We start from the raw sequence: 20809 nt of genomic DNA on the forward strand, positions 1-20809 counted from the left end.
AGCGCCCGAGGCGGGATTTGAACCCGCGTCACGACCGTGACAGGGTCGTATGATGGGCCACTACACCACCCGGGCATTCGGGTGCGTCGCAGCGTTCGTCACAGCGTTAGTAGAAGCGCCCGAGGCGGGATTTGAACCCGCGTCACGACCGTGACAGGGTCGTATGATGGGCCACTACACCACCCGGGCACGCTGGCACTTCGCTGCACTTCTTCGTATCCGGGTATTCTTATTAAGGCTTTCCAAACGGACCGCCATTGTGTGGCGGTGTCGTGCCTCTCTCCGGGCAGACGGCGGTCCCGTCTGGTCGACGCGGAGTGAGAAAGAGAGTCCGTCGGCGTGGGGCCGACTGATCACCTACGAACGGCAACCGGAAGCTCTGGGTCGGTTGTCGCCGCTGTTCAGCCCTCGTACTGCAGGTCGCCCTCGTGGACCCACCAGAACTAGGGCCACTTGACTTTCCGGTTGGTGGTGCCCTCTTCGGCCACCGTCCACTCGTCGTCAGTTGTCCAGGACTGCTCGAACTTCGAGACCAGTCCCAGGAAGGGCAGTTCGATGTGGTTGTGCCAAGCGGCCTGCTGGACGTACTGGCGCGACTCCTCGTCGGTGGGCTGCTTGGCGATGTTCTCGGTGGTCTGCAGCGGGTTGAGCGTCATCTCGCCGCCGTCGCGGCCGGGGATGCTCTGTTCGGAGTCGGCCTTCTCGCGGTAGTTGTGGCCGCCGCCGATGTCGGTGGCCCACAGCTGGTAGTACAGCGGGAAGTACGGGAACGCCGAGCGCGACCCGCCCGGCAGCCAGTAGAACGACCCCATCGAGAAGTTGCTCTCGGAGTAGCTGCTGAACCAGTCGTTGCTCGGCAGCGTGTTGATGGAGAAGTCGAAACCGAAGTCGTTGAGCTGGCTGACGACCGTCTCGCTCATGGTCGTCCAGTCGTTCCAGCCGGCGGGCGAGTAGTAGTCCCCGCCGACCGTGTCGCCGCCCTCGTCGACCCAGTTGCCGTTGTCCCTGGAGTAGCCGGCCTCCTCCATCAGCTGGGCGGCCGTCTCGGTGTCTTCCGATTCGGGACTGTAGGTCTCGAAGTCGCCGAACCAGTCGCCGAGCCAGCTCTCCTGGTCCTGCGGGGCGATCCCACAGGGAATCGGCGCGGTGAACTTCGTCCGCGGGCCGGCGTTGTCGACCAGCGCCTGGCGGTTGATGGCGTGGGCGACGGCCTGGCGGACCTCGCGCTGGCCGAAGTGCGGATCGTCGTGGTTGAACACGACCCCGTAGCCCCACTTGGCCGGGATGTTGACCTCGACGACGTGGTCCGGGAACTGCTCGGCGATCTCCGGCGGCGTGAACGAGCTCACCGCGCCGTCGACGTGGTCGCCGGCCATGAGCGCCTGATGCTGGGCCGAGCCGCCACCGGTGTTCTCGATGAGATGCGTCTGGAAGTTGACGTTGTCGGCGTTGTAGAACTCAGGGTTGCGCTCGAACTCGAAGGCCTGCTGGTCCTTGCTGACGAACGACCACATGCCGCTGGCGACCGGGTCCTCCCACGCCCACTGGAGGAACTCGGCCTCGTCTGCGTCGAGGAACTCCTCGTGGGTCTCTTTCTTCGTGTCGACGAAGAAGTTCGTCAGCTCGAACTGGATGATCCGCGGGTTCGTCGCCCCGGAGAGCTGGAGGCGTGCGGTCTTCTCGTCGACGATCTCGTAGTCGTCGACGTACCCCCACAGCGAGGTACCGGTCTTCTCGGCCAGCTGCAGTTGCACGTCGAGGTCCTCGGTGGTCCAGTCGTCGCCGTCGTCCCACGTCAGGTCCTCGCGGAACGTCAGCGTGACCTCCTCCCCGTCGATTTCGAGGTCTTCGAGCGCGCCCAGCAGGAACTCGTCGTCGGTGAACGAGTACTTCAGGAACGGCGCGAACACCGCCCGCCCGGCCGGCCAGGCGTAGTTCTGCGTCCCCGAGGTGTTGAAGTGCAGGTCTGCCGGGTTGCCCGTGTACGCGTCGTTGTACGTGGCGTCGTGGACGGTGGTGCCGCCGCCCGACGTCTCGGAGCTCTCGGACGTCTCGGTCCCCCCGGATCCGCTAGATTCGCCGTCGCCGCCGCCGTTGCACCCGGCGAGCGCAGCGATACCGGACGCCCCTGCGACGGAGAGCATTCTCCGTCGACTGACCACGTCGTTGTACCTGTCGTTTCCGTCGTCGGCTGCCATTGCGTGGCGGCAATCTCGATAATAGTTAATAAATACTGTGAGGTGTATAATACTAGTGCTGTAGTACTGTGACAAACGTCGGGCGGCGACATATTAAGGGAGCTCGAACCGGCGTACGATCCTATGTGATCTCAGCAGAATTTCGACTCGCATTGCGAGCGGAATCGGTTCCGGACTCGAGGTCGCGCGGCCGCCGGAACGCGTTGCGAGTCTGGGCGCCGACGAGCGGTGGCCGGCACCCAAACGCCTTTGAGTGAGTTATTCGTATATACGGCCAAGCCGCACCGGCCGGCGGGGGTCGGATAGCCACGGCAGACTTACTTGGTAAGGGTTAAGTGCGCCAGCACTGTATGACCCTGTAGTATCTCGTGACAGCCACCTTCTCCAGCAGCCGGCCACACGCACACGCACACACATGGTAGACGTAAGTAACCACGAACTCGTCCCCGACCACAGCGTCCTCGATCAGGACGCTGTCGAGGACGTCCTCGAGGAGTACAACATCAAGAAAACCGATCTGCCGAAGATCAAACGCACCGACCCGGCGCTGCCGGACGACGCGTCGGTCGGCGACGTGATCGAGGTCACCCGGGACTCCCGGACGGCCGACCAGGCAACCGTGTACCGACTGGTGGTATCCTGATGGACACCAACGACCGCCGCGCAATCTCGCGGGAGTACTTCTCCCGGGAACGGCTCGCGGAGCACCACTTCCGCTCGTTCAACGCCTTCCTGGACCGGGGCATGCAGGAGGTCGTCGACGAGAAGGAGACGATCGACACGGACATCGGAGACAAGGAGGGCGAGGAGCCCGTCTTCGTCGAACTGGGCGACGTCCGCGTCGTCACCCCGCGCGTCCGGGAAGCCGACGGCAGCGAGGAGCTGCTCTATCCCCAGGAGGCCCGCCTCCGGAACATCACCTACGCCGCGCCCGTCTTCATGGAGATGGCGATCGTCAAGGGCGGCGAGGAGGAGGAGGAGCGCGTCGTCGACCAGACCGAGACGAAGATCGGCCGCATGCCGGTCATGGTCGGCTCGGACAAGTGCAACATCGCCGGGTTCTCCGACGAGGAGCTGATCGACATCGGCGAGGACCCCGCCGACCCCGGCGGCTACTTCGTCGTCAACGGCTCCGAGCGGGTCCTGATGACCAGCGAGGACCTCGCGCCGAACAAGATCCTCGCGGAGTACGACACCAAGTACGGCGACGAGGTGCAGGTCGCGAAGACCTTCTCCCAGCGCCGTGGCTACCGCGCGCTGGTGCTGTGCGAGCGGACGCGGGACGGCATCCTCGAGGTCTCCTTCCCGTCGGTCTCGGGCTCGGTCAACTTCGTGACGCTCGTCCGCGCCCTCGGGCTCGAGTCGGACGAGGAGATCGTCCACCGCGTCTCCGAGGACCCGGAGATCGTGAAGTTCATGCTGGAGAACCTGGAGGCCGCCGACGTCCAGACCACCGAGGAGGCCATCGAGACGCTCGGCCAGCGCGTGGCCTCCGGCCAGGGCAAGAACTACCAGCTCAAGCGGGCCAACTACGTCATCGACCGGTACCTCCTCCCGCACCTCCACGAGGAGGGCGTCGACGAGGAGGACGTCCGGATCAACAAGGCCTACTACCTCTGCCGGATGGCCGAGGCCTGCTTCGAGCTCGCGCTGGGCCGCCGCGAGGCCGACGACAAGGACCACTACGCCAACAAGCGCCTGAAGGTCAGCGGCGACCTGATGCGCGACCTCTTCCGGACGGCGCTGAACAAGCTGGCCCGCGACGTGAAGTACCAGCTCGAACGCGCCAACATGCGTAACCGGCAGCTCTCCGTGTCGACGGTGGTCCGGTCGGACGTGCTGACCGAGCGCCTGGAGCATCCGCTGGCGACCGGCAACTGGGTCGGCGGCCGCTCGGGCGTCTCCCAGCTGGTCGACCGCACCGACTACATGGGCGTCCTGTCGCACCTTCGCCGGCTGCGCTCGCCGCTGTCGCGCAGCCAGCCCCACTTCGAGGCCCGCGACCTCCATGCCACCCAGTGGGGGCGCATCTGTCCCTCCGAGACCCCGGAGGGCCCCAACTGCGGCCTCGTCAAGAACTTCGCGCAGGCGATGGAGCTGTCCCAGAACGTCGAGGACGACCAGGAACTGAAGCAGGAACTCGCGGACATGGGGGTCCAGGGGATCCCCGGAATCGACCGGATCGAACAGCCGGCGGACGACTAAGCATGAGTCAGGGACGAGACGCCAAGGTATACGTCAACGGTAGTCTGGTCGGGACCCATCCCGACCCGGAACAGCTCGCAGAACAGATCCGACAGGCGCGCCGACGGGGCGACGTCTCGGAGATGGTCAACGTCTCCGTGCGGGACCGCACGGACGAGGTCATCGTCAACGCCGACGCCGGCCGCGCCCGGCGACCGCTGCTGGTCGTCGAGAACGGCGACCCGCTGATCAGCGAGGAGGAGGTCGAACAGCTCAAGGCCGGCGAACTCGGCTTCGAGGAGCTCGTCGAGCGCGGCGTCGTCGAGTTCATCGACGCCGAAGAGGAGGAGGACATCCTCGTCGCGGTCGACGAGGGCGACCTCGAACCGGGCTCCGACGGCGCCGACCCCGAGGCCTACACCCACCTCGAACTGGACCCGCAGCTGATGTTCGGCATCGGCGCGGGGATGATCCCCTACCCCGAGCACAACGCCTCGCCCCGGATTACGATGGGCGCGGGGATGATGAAGCAGTCGCTCGGGCTCCCGGCGGCGAACTACCGGATCCGCCCGGACACGCGCCAGCACCTGCTGCACTACCCGCAGCTGTCGCTGGTCAAGACCCAGACGACCGAGCAGATCGGCTACGACGACCGACCGGCGGCCCAGAACTTCGTCGTCGCAGTCATGTCCTACGAGGGGTTCAACATCGAGGACGCCCTCGTCATGAACCAAGGCTCGGTCGACCGCGCGCTCGCCCGCTCGCACTTCTTCCGGACCTACGAGGGCGAGGAGCGCCGGTACCCGGGCGGTCAGGAGGACCGCTTCGAGATCCCCGACGACGAAGTGCGGGGCGCCCGCGGCGAGGAGGCCTACACCCACCTCGACGAGGACGGCCTCGTCAACCCCGAGACGGAGGTCGACGAGAACGCCGTCCTGCTGGGCAAGACCTCGCCGCCCCGGTTCCTCGAGGAGCCCGACGACATGGGCGGCCTCTCGCCCCAGAAGCGCCGCGAGACGTCGGTCACGATGCGCTCGGGCGAGTCCGGCGTGGTCGACACGGTCACGCTGATGGAGGGCGAGGACGGCTCCAAGCTCTCGAAGGTCTCCGTGCGCGACGAGCGGATCCCGGAGCTCGGTGACAAGTTCGCGTCACGCCACGGTCAGAAGGGCGTCGTGGGCCACATCGCGCCCCAGGAGGACATGCCCTTCACCGAGGAGGGCGTCGTCCCGGACCTCATCCTCAACCCCCACGCCCTGCCGTCGCGGATGACCGTCGGCCACGTTCTGGAGATGCTCGGCGGCAAGGTCGGCTCGCTTGAGGGCCGCCGCGTCGACGGCACCGCCTTCACGGGCGAGGACGAGGAGGAACTCCGCGGCGCGCTGGAGGGCCGCGGGTTCAAGTCCTCGGGCAAGGAGGTCATGTACTCCGGCGTCACGGGCGAGAAGATCGAGGCGGAGATCTTCGTCGGGACCATCTTCTACCAGAAGCTCTACCACATGGTCTCGAACAAGCTCCACGCCCGCTCCCGTGGCCCGGTGCAGGTGCTGACCCGCCAGCCCACCGAGGGCCGCGCCCGCGAGGGCGGCCTGCGCGTGGGCGAGATGGAGCGCGACGTCCTGATCGGCCACGGCGCCGCGATGGCGCTGAAGGAGCGCCTGCTCGACGAGTCCGACCGCGAGTGGATCAACGTCTGCGGGGAGTGCGGCATGACCGCCGTCGAGAACGTCGAGCAACGGCGGATCTACTGTCCGAACTGCGAGGAGGAGACCGAGATCCACGAGGTCGAGATGTCCTACGCCTTCAAGCTCCTGCTGGACGAGATGAAGGCGCTCGGCATCGCGCCCCGGATCGAACTGGAGGACGCTGTATAAATGAGCGCGCAAGGATCACCCAAGGAGATCGGTCAGATCAGCTTCGGGCTGATGGACCCCGAGGAGTATCGAGAGATGAGTGCCACGAAGGTCATCACGGCCGACACCTACGACGACGACGGATTCCCCATCGACATGGGGCTGATGGACCCGCGTCTGGGCGTGATCGACCCGGGCCTGGAGTGCAAGACCTGCGGCAAGCACTCCGGCTCCTGTAACGGCCACTTCGGCCACATCGAACTCGCCGCGCCGGTCATCCACGTGGGCTTCTCGAAGCTCATCCGCCGGCTGCTGCGGGGCACCTGTCGGAACTGCTCGCGGCTCGTCCTCGACGAGCGCGAGCGCGAGGAGTTCCTCGACCGCCTCGACCGGACCCGCGAACTGGGCCAGGACCTCAACGACGTCACCAAGGCCGCCATCCGGCAGGCCCGCAAGAAGGACGCCTGCCCGTTCTGCGGCGAGCCCCAGTACGACATCAAACACGAGAAGCCGACAACCTACTACGAGGTCCAGGACGTGCTGTCCTCGGAGTACTCCCAGCGCATCGTCGCGGCCATGGAGCCCGACGAGGAGCAAGGTCGCGAGCGCACCACGCCCCAGGAGCTGGCAGACGAGACGGGCATCGCCCCCTCGCGGGTCCAGGAGATTATCTCGGGCGAGTTCCGCCCGCGCGAGGAGGACCGCCGGGCCATCGAGTCGGCGCTGGACGTCGACCTGACCGAGGAGGACGAGAACAAGCTGATGCCCTCGGACATCCGCGACTGGTTCGAGGACATCCCGGACGGGGACATTGAGGTGCTCGGCATCAACCCCGAGCGCTCCCGGCCCGAGTGGATGATCCTCACCGTCCTCCCCGTGCCGCCGGTGACCGCTCGGCCGTCCATCACGCTCGACAACGGCCAGCGCTCCGAGGACGACCTCACCCACAAGCTGGTTGACATCATCCGGATCAACCAGCGGTTCATGGAGAACCGCGAGGCCGGTGCGCCCCAGCTGATCATCGAGGACCTCTGGGAGCTGCTGCAGTACCACGTCACCACCTTCATGGACAACGAGATCAGCGGTACGCCGCCGGCGCGACACCGCTCCGGCCGGCCGCTGAAGACCCTCTCCCAGCGCCTGAAGGGCAAGGAGGGCCGCTTCCGGGGCTCGCTCTCGGGCAAGCGCGTCAACTTCTCGGCGCGGACCGTCATCTCGCCGGACCCGACCCTCTCGCTGAACGAGGTCGGCGTCCCGGACCGCGTGGCCACGGAGATGACTCAGACGATGAACGTCAACGAGCGCAACCTCGACGACGCTCGTCGCTACGTCTCCAACGGCCCCGAGGAGCACCCCGGCGCCAACTACGTCAAGCGCCCCGACGGCCGGCGCCTGAAGGTCACCGAGAAGAACTGCGAGGAGCTGGCTGAGAAGGTCGAACCCGGCTGGGAGGTCTCCCGGCACCTGATCGACGGCGACATCGTGATCTTCAACCGGCAGCCGTCGCTGCACCGGATGTCCATCATGGCCCACGAGGTCGTGGTGATGCCGTACAAGACCTTCCGGCTGAACACGGTCGTCTGCCCGCCGTACAACGCCGACTTCGACGGCGACGAGATGAACATGCACGCCCTCCAGAACGAGGAGGCCCGTGCCGAGGCCCGCGTCCTGATGCGCGTCCAGGAGCAGATGCTCAGCCCGCGGTTCGGCGAGAACATCATCGGCGCCATTCAGGACCACATCTCGGGCACCCACCTGCTGACCCACACGAACCCGCACTTCAACGAGACGCAGGCGCTCGACCTGCTGCGGGCGACCCGGATCGACGAGCTCCCGGAGCCCTCCGGCGAGGAGGACGACCGTCCCTACTGGACCGGTCGGGCGCTCTTCTCGGAGCTGCTGCCCGACGACCTGGACCTCGAGTTCACCAGCGAAACCGGCGACGAGGTCGTCATCGAGGACGGCCAGCTGGTCGAGGGCACCATCGACGACAGCGCGGTCGGCGGCTTCGGCGGCGAAATCGTCGACACCGTCGCGAAGCGCTACTCCAAGACCCGGGCCCGCATTCTCGTCAACGAGGTCGCCTCGCTGGCGATGCGCTCGATCATGCACTTCGGGTTCTCCATCGGGATCGACGACGAGTCCGTCCCGCAGGAGGCCGAGGCCCAGATCCAGGAGGCCATCGAGAACGCCTACGAGCGCGTCGAGGAGCTCATCGAGACCTACGAGCGGGGCGAGCTCGAGAGCCTGCCCGGTCGGACCGTCGACGAGACGCTGGAGATGAAGATCATGCAGACGCTGGGCAAGGCCCGCGACTCCGCCGGTGACATCGCCGAAGAGCACTTCGACGACGACAACCCGGCCGTCGTGATGGCCGAGTCCGGCGCGCGTGGCTCGATGCTGAACCTGACCCAGATGGCCGGCTGCGTCGGCCAGCAGGCGGTCCGCGGCGAGCGGATCAACCGCGGGTACGAGGACCGCACCCTGAGCCACTTCGAGCAGGACGACCTCTCCGCGGACGCCCACGGCTTCGTGGAGGCCTCCTACCGGGGCGGGCTCGGCCCGAAGGAGTTCTTCTTCCACGCGATGGGCGGCCGCGAGGGCCTGGTCGACACGGCGGTCCGGACCTCCAAGTCCGGGTACCTGCAGCGCCGGCTGATCAATGCGCTGTCCGAGCTGGAGACCCAGTACGACGGTACCGTCAGGGACACCTCGGACAACATCGTCCAGTTCGAGTTCGGCGAGGACGGCACCTCGCCGGTGCGGGTCTCCTCCAGCGAGGAGGACGGCGTCGACGTCGAACAGATCGCCGACCGCGTGATGGAGTCGGAGTTCGACTCCGAGGAGGACAAGGCACAGTTCCTGGGCGAACGGACCGAGCCGACCAACCTCTCCGAACACGCCGACGACTGGTGGATGGCGGAGGGTGACGACTGATGAGCCGAGCAGACGTATCAGCCGACGTCGAGGCCGTCGTGGAGGACACCGAGCTTCCGCGGCGCCTCAAAGACCAGGTGTACAGCGCGGTGGCCGAGCGCGACGCGACCGTCGAGGAAGCCGACGAGATCGCCCAGGCCGTCGAGTCGCGGTACCTCGATACCCGGGTCGACCCGCTCGACCCGGTCGGGACGGTCTCGGCGCAGTCGATCGGGGAGCCCGGCACCCAGATGACGATGAACACGTTCCACTACGCCGGGGTCGCCGAGATCGACGTGACCCAGGGGCTCCCCCGGCTCATCGAGCTGGTGGACGCCCGGAAGACGCCGGACACGCCGATGATGACCGTCCACCTCGAGGACGAGTTCGCAGTCGACCGCGAGCGGGCCCACGAGGTCGTCTGGAAGATCGAGGCCACGCGCATCCTCGCGCTGGGTGACATCTCGACGAACGTGGCCGACATGCTCGTCCAGATCGACCTCAACGAGCAGACGCTGATGGAGCGGTGGCCCACCGAGAACGACGTCGAGGTCGTCGCCGAGGAGATCGCCGCCACCATCGAGTCGAAGCTGGGCGTCGAGGCCCGGCAGGTCGGCACGAACATCGAGTTCGGCCCCGAGGAGCCGTCCTACCGGGACCTGCTCCAGCTGGTCGAGGACCTCCGTGAGATCGTCTTCAAGGGGATCGACGACATCGATCGGGTCGTCATCCGCAAGGAGGAGACCGACCAGGGCGAGGAGTTCGTCCTCTACACCGAGGGGTCGGCCTTCGGCGACGTGCTCGACATCGAGGGCGTCGACGCCTCCCGGACCACGTGTAACAACATCCACGAGATCCACCGCAACCTCGGCATCGAGGCGGCCCGCGAGACCCTGATCAACGAGACGATGCACACCCTCGAGGAGCAGGGGCTCGACGACGTGAACATCCGCCACCTGATGCTGGTCGCGGACATCATGACCAACCGCGGCGAGATCGAGTCGATCGGCCGCCACGGCATCTCCGGCAACAAGGAGTCCGTGCTGGCCCGCGCCGCGTTCGAGGTCACGGTCAACCACCTGCTCGACGCCGCCATCCACGGCGAGATCGACGACCTCAACGGCGTCACCGAGAACGTCATCGTCGGCAAGCCGATCAAGCTCGGCACCGGCGACGTCGACCTCCGGATGGGCGCCAGCCAGGACTGACGGTCCGATGGAGGTCGCCCTCTCGGACGAGGCACGCCGGCTGGTCGCCCTGTTCGAAGACGAGACGGGCGCTGCGGTCCGGGACTGCGTCGTCGACGACGAGCACGATCGGCTGGTCTACCTCGTGGCCGCGGGCGACATGCCCGACGCGATCGGTCCGGGCGGCGAGGCCGTCCGGCGCGTCGAGGACCGCCTCGACCGCGAGATTCGGCTCGTCGAGGACGCGGAGACGGCCGCCGACTTCGTCGCGAACGCGCTGTCCCCGGCCGCGGTGTACAACGTGACGATCTCCGAGAACGGCGACACGGTCGCCTACGTCGAGGTCGCGCAGGCCGACCGCGGCGTCGCCATCGGCGAGGGCGGCAAGAACATCGAGGCCGCGCGCACGCTCGCGAAGCGGCACTTCGGCGTCGACGGGATCGAACTGCCCTGAGCGGCGCTCGCTTTTCGCTCTCTCACAGCTCCCGAGCGACTGCCACGGAAACTGCGCTCACGATCAGTCGCCGCCCGCGTCGCTCGCCCCGCTGCCGTCGGCGACGGCGGGCCGGTCGTCGCCGCCCTCGACCGGCCCGCGGTCCTCGCCGTCGGCGTCCGCGCTCGTCTCGAAGTGCTCGGTCAGCGCCCGGAGGTCACTGGCCCGGTCGGACAGCGAGTCGATGTTGCGCGTGACCTCCGTGATGGCGGCGGTCTGTTCCTCGGCCGCGGCGGCGGCGCTCTCGGCCCGCTCGGCCGTCTGGGAACTGACGTCGCCGACCTCGTCGACCATGGCGACGACCTCCTCGGTGGAGGCGGCCTGGTCGTCGGTGGCGTCGCTGATCGACTGGACGCCGTCGTCGGCGTCCTCGACGCGTTCGACGATCTCCGCCAGATTCTCGACGGTCGCCTCGACGCCGTCGACACCGTCGGCCACGCGGTCGCTCATCTCGCGCACGTCGGCCACGGCCTCGCCGGTGGCGTCCTGGACCTCGGCGATCAGGTCGCCGATCTCGCCGGTGGCCTCGGTCGTCTCCCGGGCCAGCGACTTGATCTCGTCGGCGACGACGGCGAAGCCCTCGCCCGCCTCGCCGGCGCGGGCGGCCTCGATCGAGGCGTTCAGCGCCAGCACGTTCGTCTGCTCGGCGACGTCCTCGATGAACTCGACGACCTCCCCGATGCGGTCCATCTCGGCGTCGAGGGCCTCGATCTGCTCGGCGGTGGCCCCGGCGGTCGCCTCGACGGCGTCCATCTCCTCGACCGTCCGGGCGGCCGTCGTCCGCCCCTCGGCGCCGGCCTCGGCGGCGGCCTGCGAGGTGCCGGCCACCGCGTCGGCTGAGGAGGCCACCTCCTCGATGGTCGCCGAGAGGTCGGTCATCTCGTCGGCGGCCTCCTGGACGGTCTCGTCCTGGCGCTCGGCGTCGGCGGCGATGGCCTGGACCGTGTCGCTGACCTCCTCGCTGGCGGTCTCGACCTCGCGGGCGCTGGCGGCGATGGTCTCGCTGGCGCCGTCGACCTCCCGGGCGAAGTCGTCGATGCGGTCGACGGTCCGCTCCAGTTCGGCCAGCATCTCGTTGCAGGCGCGGGCGATCTCGCGCATGGCGTCGCTGTCGACGCCGTCGTCGAGCCGCTGCGTCAGGTCTCCGTCGGCGGCCCGCGCCATGGTTGCACTGAACTGCTCTGCCTGTCGTTCGAGGTCGCTGGCCAGACGCTCGGCCTCCTCGCGGGCCTGCTCGGACTCGGCCCGGGCCTGCTCGATGTCGTCGACGAACCCCTCGAGGTCCCGGTGCATCCGGTCGAGAGACTCGCCGAGGGCCCCGGGGACGTCCTCGTCGAGGGCGTCGTCGTCGAACTCCCGGGCGGCCAGCGCCTCGGCCTGCGCGGCGACTGTCTGGAGGTACACCTGCGTCTCGCGGACCGCCGCCTGGACCTCGCCGACCTCGTCGATGCGGTCGCTGGCTGCCATCTCCGTGTCGAGGTCGCCGGCGGCCAGCGCGCGAGCGCGACTGGAGAGCGTACCCAGCGACCCCTTCACGTCCCGTCCCACGACGACGCCGATGACGGCCAGTCCGCCCAGGGCGACGGCAACGAGCGCGACGACGTTGGTCTGGACCTCGTCTCGCAGGCTGTAGGCGGCCGCGGTGGGTACGGACTTGACGACGACCCAGTCGGTGCCCGCGACGGGCGCGTAGGCGAGCAGCGATCCGTTGGCCCGGACGACGCCGGGGTCGCCGCTCTCGTTCAGGGCCGCGACGGCGCGCTCGCCCTGCGGGTCGACCGTCAGTTCCCGAGACTCGTTGGGAGCGAACAGGACCCGCCCCTCGCGGTCGACGACGCGGGTGTCACCGCCCTCGATCGCGTTGCGGAAGTCCCCCGCGACGGCCGTCGTGTTCACCACGAGCATGACGCCCGTCTCGCGGTCGGGGACGGGGCTGGCGAACGCCTGTCGGTTGACGGCGAGATGCCGGTACGTGTCGGAGGTCGCCACGTCCCCGTCGCTCTCGAACGTCAGCGCGCCGCGCTCCCACTCGGCCCCGAGCTTGTCCATCGTGAGCCCCATCATCGACACCCCGGAGCTCTGCTCGACCTTCTGCCGCTCGAAGTCCACGTAGTGGATCGCCTGGACGTACGCCGGCAGTCGGTCTCCCTCCTGGTCGAGCAACTCGCCGATTCTGCTCTGCTCGCCGGACCTGACGACCGCGTGGTTCGAGAGCAGGCGGGTCGCCTCCCGCTGGCGCTGCGCCCAGGTGGCCATCCCCGCGGCCTCCTGCTGGACGCTGGTCTCCAGCTGGGCGTCTCGCTGGTCGGTCAGCTCCGCGCCGACCCGCTCCTGTGTGTACAGTCCGAGGGCGGTCACGGCGACGGTCACCACGAGGACGACCAGTGCGAACTTCCTGAGGTAGCTCTTCCGGACGACGTCGGGGAGCGCGGATTCGAGGGACATGCGCCGGTCAGTGTTCGGAGGAGCCCCGCGACCCGGCTTAAAGGCTGCCCGCGGAGTATCAGCCCTGATAGCGGCGTCGCGGGTCTGTGGACGCGTGACGTGGAGCGAACAGAAAGAGGAGCCTTAAGTAGCTCGGCCGGGTACCACGGCCTACTATGGCGAACGGCAAGTACGCCGCACGCAAACTCAAGAAGGACCGCCAGAACCACCGGTGGTCCGACTCCGACTACGCGCGCCGGGAGCGGGGCCTGGGCAAGGCTTCGGACCCGCTCGAGGGCGCGCCCCAGGGTCGGGGTATCGTGCTCGAGAAGGTCGGCATCGAAGCGAAGCAGCCCAACTCCGCGATCCGGAAGTGCGTCCGGGTCCAGCTCATCAAGAACGGGAAGCAGGTCACCGCGTTCTGTCCCGGTGACGGCGCCATCTCGTTCATCGACGAGCACGACGAGGTCACCATCGCCGGCATCGGCGGGGCGAAGGGCCGCGCGATGGGCGACCTCTCGGGCGTCAACTACAAGGTCGAGAAGGTCAACGGCGTGTCGCTGATCGAACTCGTCCGCGGGAACGCCGAGAAGCCGGTGCGATAATCATGTCGGCAGAAGACTCTCCCGAGCCGGACGCCCCCGCGGGCTCCGACGAGGAAACCACTTCGGCCCAGCTCTTCGGCGAGTGGGACGTCACGGACATCGAGTTCCAGGACCCCTCGACCGAGCGCTACATCACGGTCACGCCCATCGCCCACACGATGGGGCGCCACACGGACAAGCAGTTCAAGAAGTCCCAGATCTCCATCGTCGAGCGGCTCATCAACCGCCTGATGCAGACCGAGGAGAACACGGGCAAGAAGCAGCTGGCGACCACGCTGGTTCAGGACGCCTTCGAGATCATCCACGAGCGCACGGAGGAGAACCCGGTGCAGGTACTCGTCACCGCCGTCGAGAACTCCGCGCCGCGCGAGGAGACCGTCCGCCTGAAGTACGGTGGCATCTCCGTCCCGAAGGCCGTCGACGTCTCGCCCCAGCGCCGCGTCGACCAGGCCCTGAAGTTCCTCGCCGAGGGCGTCTACGGCGACTCCTTCAAGACGACCACCGACGCCGAGGATGCGCTCGCCCAGCAGCTCATGGGCGCAGCCAACAACGACGTCGGCACCTACGCCGTCAACCAGAAGGAAGAGAAGGAACGCGTCGCGGCGGCCGCTCGGTAAGCCGTTCTGCGATCTCTCCCCGTCTTCTTCTCGCCCGTAGCTTCGGGTCCGTGCGTCTCGCCCTGACCGTCCGTCAGAGCCCCATCTCGTTGCGCAGGAAGAGCCCGGCCGACCTGAGCAGCGACGGCCGCGCGATCCGCTCCATCTCGGCGTCGGTCAGTTCGAAGTCGAACACGGCGAGGTTCTGTGCGAGGTGCTCGCGGCTCGTCGACCTGGGAATCGCGGTGACACCGTCCAGCTGGGTGATCCACCGCAGTGCGACCTGGGCGGGCGTCTTGCCGTAGCGCTCGCCGATCCGGCCCAGCAGGCCGTCGTCGACGAGGCCGCCGTGAGCCAGCGGGCTGTAGGCGGTCACCAGCATCTCCGCCGACCGGCAGTACTCCCGGAGCGTCCGGTGCGGGTAGTGGGGGTAGAGTCGCACCTGATCGGCCAACAGCGGGATCGGCGATTTCTCGCGGGCGCGCTTCAGGCGCCAGCGCCGGAAGTTGCTCACGCCGGCGTGCCGGATCAGCCCCTCGTCGCGCAGTTCGGCCATCGCCCGCGCCGTCCCCCGGAACGAGACGAGTGGGGCAGGCCAGTGCAGCAGGAGGAGGTCGACGTAGCCGGTGTCAAGCCGTTCGAGGCTCTCCCGTGTGGACTCGATCACGTCGTCGTAGCGGGCGTTGCCCGGATGGACCTTCGTCGTCAGGAAGACGTCCTCGCGGTCCACGTCGGCGTCGGCGATCGCCGATCCCACCTCGCGCTCGTTCTCGTACAGCTGTGCCGTGTCGACGTGCCGGTAGCCGAGGTCCAGCGCGGTCGACACCGCCTCGTAACACTGCTCTCCGGTGAGTTGCCACGTCCCGAGTCCGATCGCGGGGACCTCGGCGTCCCGGACCCGCACGTACTCCATAGTCCCACGACGGCCGACGGTAACTAAAACAGCCGTCCTCCGTTCCGTCACTCTTACTACCGCTTGCCCATCAGTCACGGGCATGTCAGACGAATCGGAATGGGGGGCGTCCCGGCGGCGCTTTCTGGCGCTGGCCGGCGGAGCGGCGCTCGCTGGCTGTACGTCGCCCGGGGCACCGTCGCAGGGCGAGCCGAACGGGTCCGACGGGTCGTCGAACGAGTCGACGACGAGCCCGTCGTCGGGGGGCGAGGAACTGCTGGGTTACGACGTCGGTATCGGGCACGACGAGACGGCGTGGGACGGATACGACACCGAGTGGTCGCCGCCGACCGACGCCCCGCCGACCGACCTGACGACCGAGCGGCTCGTCGAGAACCTGGAGATACCGTGGGACCTCTCGTTCGGGACCGACGGGACGCTGTTCATCACGGAGCGGGTCGGCCGCGTGCTGGCCTTCGAGGACGGCGAGGTGCGGACGCTCGCCGAGCCCGACGCGGCCATCGACGCCGGCTCCGTCGAGGCGGGGGCCGACGAGTCCAGCTGGTACGTGCAGGGCGGCGAGGGCGGCACGCTGGGGGTCGCGGCCCACCCGGCCTATCCCGATCCGCCGATCGTCTACGTCTACTACACCTACCAGACCGAGGACGGCCGCTTCAACAGGGTCGCGTACGTCGACGCGTCCGCCGACGACCCCGCCGAGGCGACGGGCACGCTGATCGACGAGATCCCGGCCGACAGCTACCACAACGGGGGCCGCCTGGAGTTCGGCCCGGCGAACTACCTGTGGGTCACCTGCGGCGACTCCCTCGAGGGCTCGCTCGCGCAGGACACCTCGTCGCCGGCGGGGTCGATCCTGCGGGTGACCCCGGCGGGCGACCCCGCGCCGGGCAACCCCGACCTCGGCGAGGACGCCGACCCGCGCGTCTTCACGTACGGCCACCGGAACCCGCAGGGGGTCGTCTGGCTCCCCGACGGGACGCCGATCGCCACCGAGCACGGCCCCACCGGGCGGGACGAACTCAACCGCCTCGTCGCCGGGGGGAACTACGGCTGGCCCGACGTCCGCAAGCGCGACGAGTATCTCGACGCCGACGACGTCCGCAAGCCGCTGGTCAACACCGGGACGGACGACAGCTGGGCGCCCTCCGGGGCGGTCTTCTACACCGGTGACGCGGTGCCCGGCCTGCGTAACCGGCTGCTGGTCGGCGGCCTGATCAGCCAGCGGCTGAACGTCGCGACGGTGACGCCCGGGGACGCGGAGGCCCCGCCGGTCGAGGACGGGGTCCGCTACGACCAGGAGTGGACCGACCCCGACTACGTGACCACCGCCCACCACCGCCTGGCCGACGAACTCGGTCGGATCCGGCACGTCGAACAGGGTCCCGACGGCGCGCTGTACGCCGTCACCTCCAACCGCGACGGCCGCGCCAGCGGCGAGTTCCCGACCGAGAGCGACGACGTGCTCGTGCGGATCAGTTCCGCCGAGTGACGCCGTCACCGGCGGAGTGATACTGCCGGCGGCGCGTGACGCGACCGGCCGACCGATCCCTCGCCCCAATCCCGTAAACCAGCATCTATTTCCCCGTTGACGGTGGACGGTCCCCCATGGCAGGGGAACACGAATCGGTCGAACTCGTCGGCGATCGGACCGTCGAGCTGTTCGCGCGGGCGGTGCTGTTCGCGGCGTTGACCGCGGCGCTCGCACAGGTGTCGATCCCGCTGCCGGGCGGCGTCCCCTTCTCGCTACAGCACTTCGGCGCCTTCTTCGCCGGGCTCCTGCTGGGGCCGCTGTGGGGCGGGTTCGCGTTGCTGGTGTACGTTCTGGCCGGTGCGGCGGGCGCGCCGGTGTACTCGAACGGCGCTGCGGGACTGGGCCACCTGTTCGGCCAGACCGGCGGCTTCCTCTTCGGCTTCCTCGCCTGCGCCGTCGTAGTCGGCGGTGTCGTCCACCGTCGGGTTGAACCGCGCGACCTCGCGGCCGTCTCGATTCCCGTCCAGGTGGCGGCCGTCCTCGTCGGACTGGTCGCCATCTACGTGGTCGGCGTCCCGTGGATGGCGTTCGTGGCGGGGCTCCCGCTGGAGCGGGCGGCCGGGGCGATGGCGCCGTTCTTCCCGCCGGACGTCGTGAAGGCCCTCGTCGCCGTCGCCGTGGTGCGGGGCGGCGACCTCATCCGCCGATGATCGAGGTCCGCGGCCTCGTCCACCGGTACGACGGCGAGGCGGCCGTCGACGGAGTGACGCTGACGATTCCGGACGGCGAGTTCCTGCTGCTCGTCGGGCCGAACGGGTCGGGGAAGACGACGCTCGTGCGCCACTTCGACGGTCTTCTCGAGCCGGACGCCGGGACCGTCGCGGTGGACGGCCGCGACGTGACCGAGCACCCGGTCGCCGCCCGGACGAGCGTCGGGATGGTGTTCCAGCATCCCCGCGACCAGTTCGTCGCCGCGACGGTCGGCGCCGACGTCGCCTTCGGCCCGGAGAACCTGGGGCTGGACCGCGACGAGATAGACCGCCGGGTCGAGGACGCCCTCGCGGCGGTGAACATGGCGGGCCGGGCCGACGACCGGATCGACGCGCTCTCCGGGGGCGAGCAGGCCCGCGTCGCCGTCGCGGGCGCGCTCGCGATAGACCCGGACCACCTCGTGCTCGACGAGCCGCTGGCGGGGCTCGACCGGCCCGCCCGCGAGTCGCTGCTGGAGCGGCTGGCGAGCCTCCACGCGGACGGAACCGGGATCGTCGTGGTCACCCACGACGTCGGCGGGCTGCTGGACCTGGCCGACCGCGTCGTCGGGCTCAGCGACGGGCGGGTCGCCGTCGACCGGCCGCCCGGCGCGGCCCGCGAGGAACTGGACCGCATCGGCGTGGGATGCTGAGCTACGAGCCGGGCGACGCGCTCGCCCACCGGCTGGACCCGCGGGCGAAGCTGTTCTTCCAGGCCGGCGCGGCGGTCGCCGCCTTCGCCAGAACCGACCCCGCGTGGCTGGCCGGGACGGCGCTGCTCGGCCTCTCGGCGTGCTGGCCGGCGCGGCTGTCGCCGCTGCGCGTTCTCCGGTCCTACCGCGTCGTGCTGATCGCCCTGGGGTTCGCACCGCTGCTCGCAGGGATCGCTCTCGGTCCGCCGTGGTTCCGGGTCGGCCCGGCGCTGGACTCGCTCCGGGCCGTCGCGCGCGTCGTGCCCGTCCTCTTCGTCAGCGCCGCGTACGTGACTACCACGCCCGTACGGGAGACGCGGGCCGCGATTCAGTGGCTCGTGCCCGGCCGGGTCGGCCAGGCGCTCGGCGTCGGCGTCTCGCTGACCGTCCGCTTCTTCCCGCTCGTCCTGCGAGACGTGCGGGCCACGCGGACCGCGATCTTCGCGCGGCTGGGCGACGAGCGGGCGCTCACCGACCGGGCGCGCCGGCTCTCGGTCCGGAGTCTCCACCGGGCGCTGGACCGCTCGGACCGCCTGGCGCTGGCGCTGCGCGCCCGGTGTTTCGCCTGGAACCCGACGCTGCCGCCCCTCTCCTTCGAGCCGCGGGACTACCCCGTCCTCGCTCTCGGACTCGTCCTGCTCGCGACGCCGCTGCTGGCCCTCGTCTAATCGGCCGTCAGAACCGTCACGACCGCGCAGTTGCCGAACCCGCCGACGTTGCAGGCCAGCGCGGTCGACGCTGGCACCTGCCGGTCACCGAGGGACTCCCTCCGGTCGCCCCTCGAGCCCACACTCGCTTCACTCGCGTGGACGCCCGCCCGGTCCGTCAGCTGGTCGTACAGATCGACGAGCTGGGCCACGCCGGAGGCGGCGATGGGGTGGCCCTTCGCCTTCAGCCCGCCGGAGGTGTTGACGGGCAGCCGGCCGTCCCGCGCCGTCGCGCTCTCGACGGCCAGCCGCCAGCCCGCGCCCCGCTCGGCGAACCCCAGCGCCTCAAGCTGGAGCGGCTCCAGTATCGTGAACATGTCGTGGACCTCCAGCAGATCGACCTCGTCGCGGTCGATGCCGGCCCGTCCCAGCGCCTCCCGGGGCGCGTCGTAGCGGTCGAGGTAGCGCCGGGCAGTCAGGCCCGCGAAGGCGGGGACTGTCACCCCGTGACGGTAGGCCGCGGGGTGAGCTACCGCGGAGATGCGGTCCGTCGCGGCCGCGGTCGAGGCGTGGGTCAACTTCTCGCCGCCGACCACGAGCGCGCAGTCGACCTCTCCGGCCCGGATCGCCCGCACGGCCGAGTACACCGCCGCAGCGCCCGCGGCGGAGGTCTGCTCGACGCACGTCGCGTGGGCCGGCGCCAGTCCCAGTTCGCCGGCGACGGCGGCCGCCAGTCCCTGCCTGCTGTCGTAGGAACCGCCCGACTCGGCGACGTAGAGGTGGTCGACGTCGCCGGGTTCGACGGCCGCGTCTGCGAGGCAGTCCCCCGCTGCGTCCGTCAGGAGGCCGACGAGGGGCTCCCCGAGCTCGCCGAACCGGGTCATCGCTGCCCCGGCCAGGGCGACCGTCCGGATCACGGGGTACACCCCCCTGCGGGCTGCCCGACTGCCCCGAACGTAAACCTCGACTTCAGCATGCGTTGACGACGTTCCGCGAGGGCCGTAAAGAAGTCGATGTGGAGGGTCCCGGCGGGAATTCGGTCAGTCGGCGGCCTGGTCGGTGCCGTTCGCGGTAGCGTAGGCCTGCGTGACGTCGACGAGCGCCTTCCGGTACTCGCTCTCGTCGGGATCCCGGGAGAGCGACCGGAAGTGCCGCTTGAACGAGTCCAGGCTCACGTGCGGGGCGTCGGCGGCCGCGGCGTGGGCGAGGTCGTAGATCGGGTGCCCCTCGTCGGCGAGGTCGTGGCGCTCGACCAGCCCCAGCGCGAAGGCGGCGTTGACCGCCGTGATGTCCGGGTCCGCGCCGGCGGTCAGCCGGTCCCACGCACCCCGCTCCCGGGGCGCGTCCAGCACCGCCGCGGCGAGGCTCGACTCCAGGAAGTCTACCAGTTTGTCAGCCGGCGCCACGTCGAGCCAGACGTCGTCGGCGTAGATGTCCTTCATGTGGTTGGCGATCTGGTAGCAGTGGGTCAGCGTCCGCCGCTCGACGCTCTCCCCCGCCAGCGCCAGGTAGATGGCCTCCCGCGTGGACTGGGTGTGGGAGGGGTGCTCGCGCTCGTAGTGGTGCATGTGGGCGAACTCGTGGAGGGCGAGTTCGCGGACCATGGCGCTCGTGGCCGCCTGCTGGGAGATGATCAGCAGGTGGCTCTCCTCGTCGTGGCTCACCCGGGTCCGCTCGTCGGGGTCCTCGCGGATCCGGATCGTCACGGGCCGGTCGAGGTCGTGCTCGGTCTCGAAGAGGTCCCGGGCGCCGAGAAACGGCTCCGCCGGCCCACCCTGCACGTGGACGTCCATACGTTACACAGGAAGGGATTCCGCCGTATTACTCTTGCGGGGGCGTGACACGGGCCGCACGACGGCGGCGGTATCGGCGTCGTTCCCG

General features: G+C 69.1%; 17 protein-coding genes and 2 tRNA genes. 12 read left to right on the plus strand and 7 right to left on the minus strand.

The genetic code is table 11. From position 1 onward, the window contains the following. Positions 1–2: 2 nt before the first annotated feature. The 3 genes from LCY71_RS09900 to LCY71_RS09910 form a co-directional block, all read right to left on the minus strand. A tRNA-Asp gene (locus LCY71_RS09900) sits at positions 3–75 on the minus strand. A 41-nt stretch (positions 76–116) separates the two neighbouring features. After that, positions 117–189: transfer RNA gene (locus tag LCY71_RS09905), tRNA-Asp, on the minus strand. 254 nt (positions 190–443) lie between these two features. Continuing rightward, positions 444–2198, minus strand: a complete 1755-nt coding sequence (locus LCY71_RS09910) for an ABC transporter substrate-binding protein (protein ID WP_225332987.1) — start codon at positions 2196–2198, stop codon at positions 444–446. Between the two features lie 415 nt (positions 2199–2613). Here LCY71_RS09910 and LCY71_RS09915 point away from each other — a divergent pair, with 415 nt between their 5' ends. Genes LCY71_RS09915 through LCY71_RS09940 form a run of 6 tightly spaced genes read left to right on the plus strand, consistent with a single transcriptional unit; the run spans position 2614 to position 10792 of the window. Beyond that, positions 2614–2841: a DNA-directed RNA polymerase subunit H gene (locus LCY71_RS09915; RefSeq protein WP_225332988.1), complete on the plus strand. Its 228-nt coding sequence runs from the start codon at positions 2614–2616 to the stop codon at positions 2839–2841. Further along, positions 2841–4403, plus strand: a complete 1563-nt coding sequence (locus LCY71_RS09920) for a DNA-directed RNA polymerase subunit B'' (RefSeq protein WP_225332989.1) — start codon at positions 2841–2843, stop codon at positions 4401–4403. Before LCY71_RS09915 ends, LCY71_RS09920 begins: the two co-directional genes overlap by 1 nt. A gap of 2 nt (positions 4404–4405) precedes the next feature. Next, a complete protein-coding gene (gene rpoB, locus LCY71_RS09925; protein ID WP_225332990.1) occupies positions 4406–6256 on the plus strand; it encodes a DNA-directed RNA polymerase subunit B in 1851 nt (616 codons plus the stop codon). Next, the gene (locus tag LCY71_RS09930) at positions 6257–9172 is read left to right on the plus strand and encodes a DNA-directed RNA polymerase subunit A' (RefSeq protein ID WP_225332991.1); all 2916 of its coding nucleotides are present in this window, start codon (positions 6257–6259) and stop codon (positions 9170–9172) included. Beyond that, on the plus strand, positions 9172–10359 hold the full coding sequence (rpoA2, locus tag LCY71_RS09935; RefSeq protein ID WP_225332992.1) for a DNA-directed RNA polymerase subunit A'': 1188 nt from the start codon (positions 9172–9174) through the stop codon (positions 10357–10359). Before LCY71_RS09930 ends, rpoA2 begins: the two co-directional genes overlap by 1 nt. 7 nt (positions 10360–10366) lie before the next feature. Then, positions 10367–10792 (plus strand): NusA-like transcription termination signal-binding factor, encoded by a 426-nt coding sequence (locus tag LCY71_RS09940; RefSeq protein ID WP_225332993.1) that lies wholly within the window; start codon positions 10367–10369, stop codon positions 10790–10792. Between the two features lie 63 nt (positions 10793–10855). Here LCY71_RS09940 and LCY71_RS09945 read toward each other — a convergent pair whose 3' ends face one another. After that, positions 10856–13276, minus strand: coding sequence for a methyl-accepting chemotaxis protein (locus LCY71_RS09945; protein ID WP_225332994.1), 2421 nt, complete (start codon positions 13274–13276; stop codon positions 10856–10858). Between the two features lie 155 nt (positions 13277–13431). On the opposite strand from LCY71_RS09945, the gene LCY71_RS09950 reads away from it, so the two are divergent. Both LCY71_RS09950 and LCY71_RS09955 read left to right on the plus strand, forming a co-directional pair. Next, positions 13432–13860 carry a 30S ribosomal protein S12 gene (locus LCY71_RS09950; RefSeq protein ID WP_225332995.1) on the plus strand — a complete coding sequence of 143 codons (429 nt, stop codon included), beginning with the start codon at positions 13432–13434 and terminating at the stop codon, positions 13858–13860. 2 nt (positions 13861–13862) lie between these two features. Next, the gene (locus LCY71_RS09955; protein ID WP_225332996.1) at positions 13863–14477 is read left to right on the plus strand and encodes a 30S ribosomal protein S7; all 615 of its coding nucleotides are present in this window, start codon (positions 13863–13865) and stop codon (positions 14475–14477) included. Positions 14478–14550: 73 nt separating this feature from the next. Here the strand turns inward: LCY71_RS09955 and LCY71_RS09960 are convergent, their stop codons facing one another. Next, entirely contained in the window at positions 14551–15369 is an 819-nt protein-coding gene (locus LCY71_RS09960) for an aldo/keto reductase (RefSeq protein ID WP_225332997.1), read from the minus strand. 82 nt (positions 15370–15451) lie between these two features. Between LCY71_RS09960 and LCY71_RS09965 the strand changes: the two genes are divergently transcribed. From LCY71_RS09965 to LCY71_RS09980, 4 genes are all read left to right on the plus strand, one after another. Next, on the plus strand, positions 15452–16858 hold the full coding sequence (locus LCY71_RS09965; protein WP_225332998.1) for a PQQ-dependent sugar dehydrogenase: 1407 nt from the start codon (positions 15452–15454) through the stop codon (positions 16856–16858). Positions 16859–16974: 116 nt separating this feature from the next. Next, entirely contained in the window at positions 16975–17550 is a 576-nt protein-coding gene (locus LCY71_RS09970) for a biotin transporter BioY (protein ID WP_225332999.1), read from the plus strand. Next, entirely contained in the window at positions 17547–18242 is a 696-nt protein-coding gene (locus LCY71_RS09975; protein WP_225333000.1) for an energy-coupling factor ABC transporter ATP-binding protein, read from the plus strand. Before LCY71_RS09970 ends, LCY71_RS09975 begins: the two co-directional genes overlap by 4 nt. After that, entirely contained in the window at positions 18236–18949 is a 714-nt protein-coding gene (locus tag LCY71_RS09980) for an energy-coupling factor transporter transmembrane component T family protein (protein ID WP_225333001.1), read from the plus strand. Before LCY71_RS09975 ends, LCY71_RS09980 begins: the two co-directional genes overlap by 7 nt. Here LCY71_RS09980 and LCY71_RS09985 read toward each other — a convergent pair. Both LCY71_RS09985 and LCY71_RS09990 read right to left on the minus strand, forming a co-directional pair. Then, complete coding sequence (locus LCY71_RS09985) at positions 18946–19842, minus strand: thiolase C-terminal domain-containing protein (protein ID WP_225335902.1); 897 nt, start codon at positions 19840–19842, stop codon at positions 18946–18948. The genes LCY71_RS09980 and LCY71_RS09985 overlap by 4 nt on opposite strands. Before the next feature lie 126 nt (positions 19843–19968). Then, positions 19969–20721: a DUF5781 family protein gene (locus LCY71_RS09990; protein ID WP_225333002.1), complete on the minus strand. Its 753-nt coding sequence runs from the start codon at positions 20719–20721 to the stop codon at positions 19969–19971. Positions 20722–20809: the final 88 nt, after the last annotated feature.

The sequence above is a fragment of the Halomicrobium urmianum genome, assembly GCF_020217425.1.
Lineage (GTDB): Archaea > Halobacteriota > Halobacteria > Halobacteriales > Haloarculaceae > Halomicrobium > Halomicrobium urmianum.

Bases quoted from the DNA above. Each gene is read 5' to 3' on its own strand.
- LCY71_RS09910 (WP_225332987.1), bottom strand. From the start codon at position 2,198: ATGGCAGCCGACGACGGAAACGACAGGTACAACGACGTGGTCAGTCGA.
- LCY71_RS09915 (WP_225332988.1), top strand. From the start codon at position 2,614: ATGGTAGACGTAAGTAACCACGAACTCGTCCCCGACCACAGCGTCCTC.
- LCY71_RS09920 (WP_225332989.1), top strand. From the start codon at position 2,841: ATGGACACCAACGACCGCCGCGCAATCTCGCGGGAGTACTTCTCCCGG.
- rpoB (WP_225332990.1), top strand. From the start codon at position 4,406: ATGAGTCAGGGACGAGACGCCAAGGTATACGTCAACGGTAGTCTGGTC.
- LCY71_RS09930 (WP_225332991.1), top strand. From the start codon at position 6,257: ATGAGCGCGCAAGGATCACCCAAGGAGATCGGTCAGATCAGCTTCGGG.
- rpoA2 (WP_225332992.1), top strand. From the start codon at position 9,172: ATGAGCCGAGCAGACGTATCAGCCGACGTCGAGGCCGTCGTGGAGGAC.
- LCY71_RS09940 (WP_225332993.1), top strand. From the start codon at position 10,367: ATGGAGGTCGCCCTCTCGGACGAGGCACGCCGGCTGGTCGCCCTGTTC.
- LCY71_RS09945 (WP_225332994.1), bottom strand. From the start codon at position 13,276: ATGTCCCTCGAATCCGCGCTCCCCGACGTCGTCCGGAAGAGCTACCTC.
- LCY71_RS09950 (WP_225332995.1), top strand. From the start codon at position 13,432: ATGGCGAACGGCAAGTACGCCGCACGCAAACTCAAGAAGGACCGCCAG.
- LCY71_RS09955 (WP_225332996.1), top strand. From the start codon at position 13,863: ATGTCGGCAGAAGACTCTCCCGAGCCGGACGCCCCCGCGGGCTCCGAC.
- LCY71_RS09960 (WP_225332997.1), bottom strand. From the start codon at position 15,369: ATGGAGTACGTGCGGGTCCGGGACGCCGAGGTCCCCGCGATCGGACTC.
- LCY71_RS09965 (WP_225332998.1), top strand. From the start codon at position 15,452: ATGTCAGACGAATCGGAATGGGGGGCGTCCCGGCGGCGCTTTCTGGCG.
- LCY71_RS09970 (WP_225332999.1), top strand. From the start codon at position 16,975: ATGGCAGGGGAACACGAATCGGTCGAACTCGTCGGCGATCGGACCGTC.
- LCY71_RS09975 (WP_225333000.1), top strand. From the start codon at position 17,547: ATGATCGAGGTCCGCGGCCTCGTCCACCGGTACGACGGCGAGGCGGCC.
- LCY71_RS09980 (WP_225333001.1), top strand. From the start codon at position 18,236: ATGCTGAGCTACGAGCCGGGCGACGCGCTCGCCCACCGGCTGGACCCG.
- LCY71_RS09990 (WP_225333002.1), bottom strand. From the start codon at position 20,721: ATGGACGTCCACGTGCAGGGTGGGCCGGCGGAGCCGTTTCTCGGCGCC.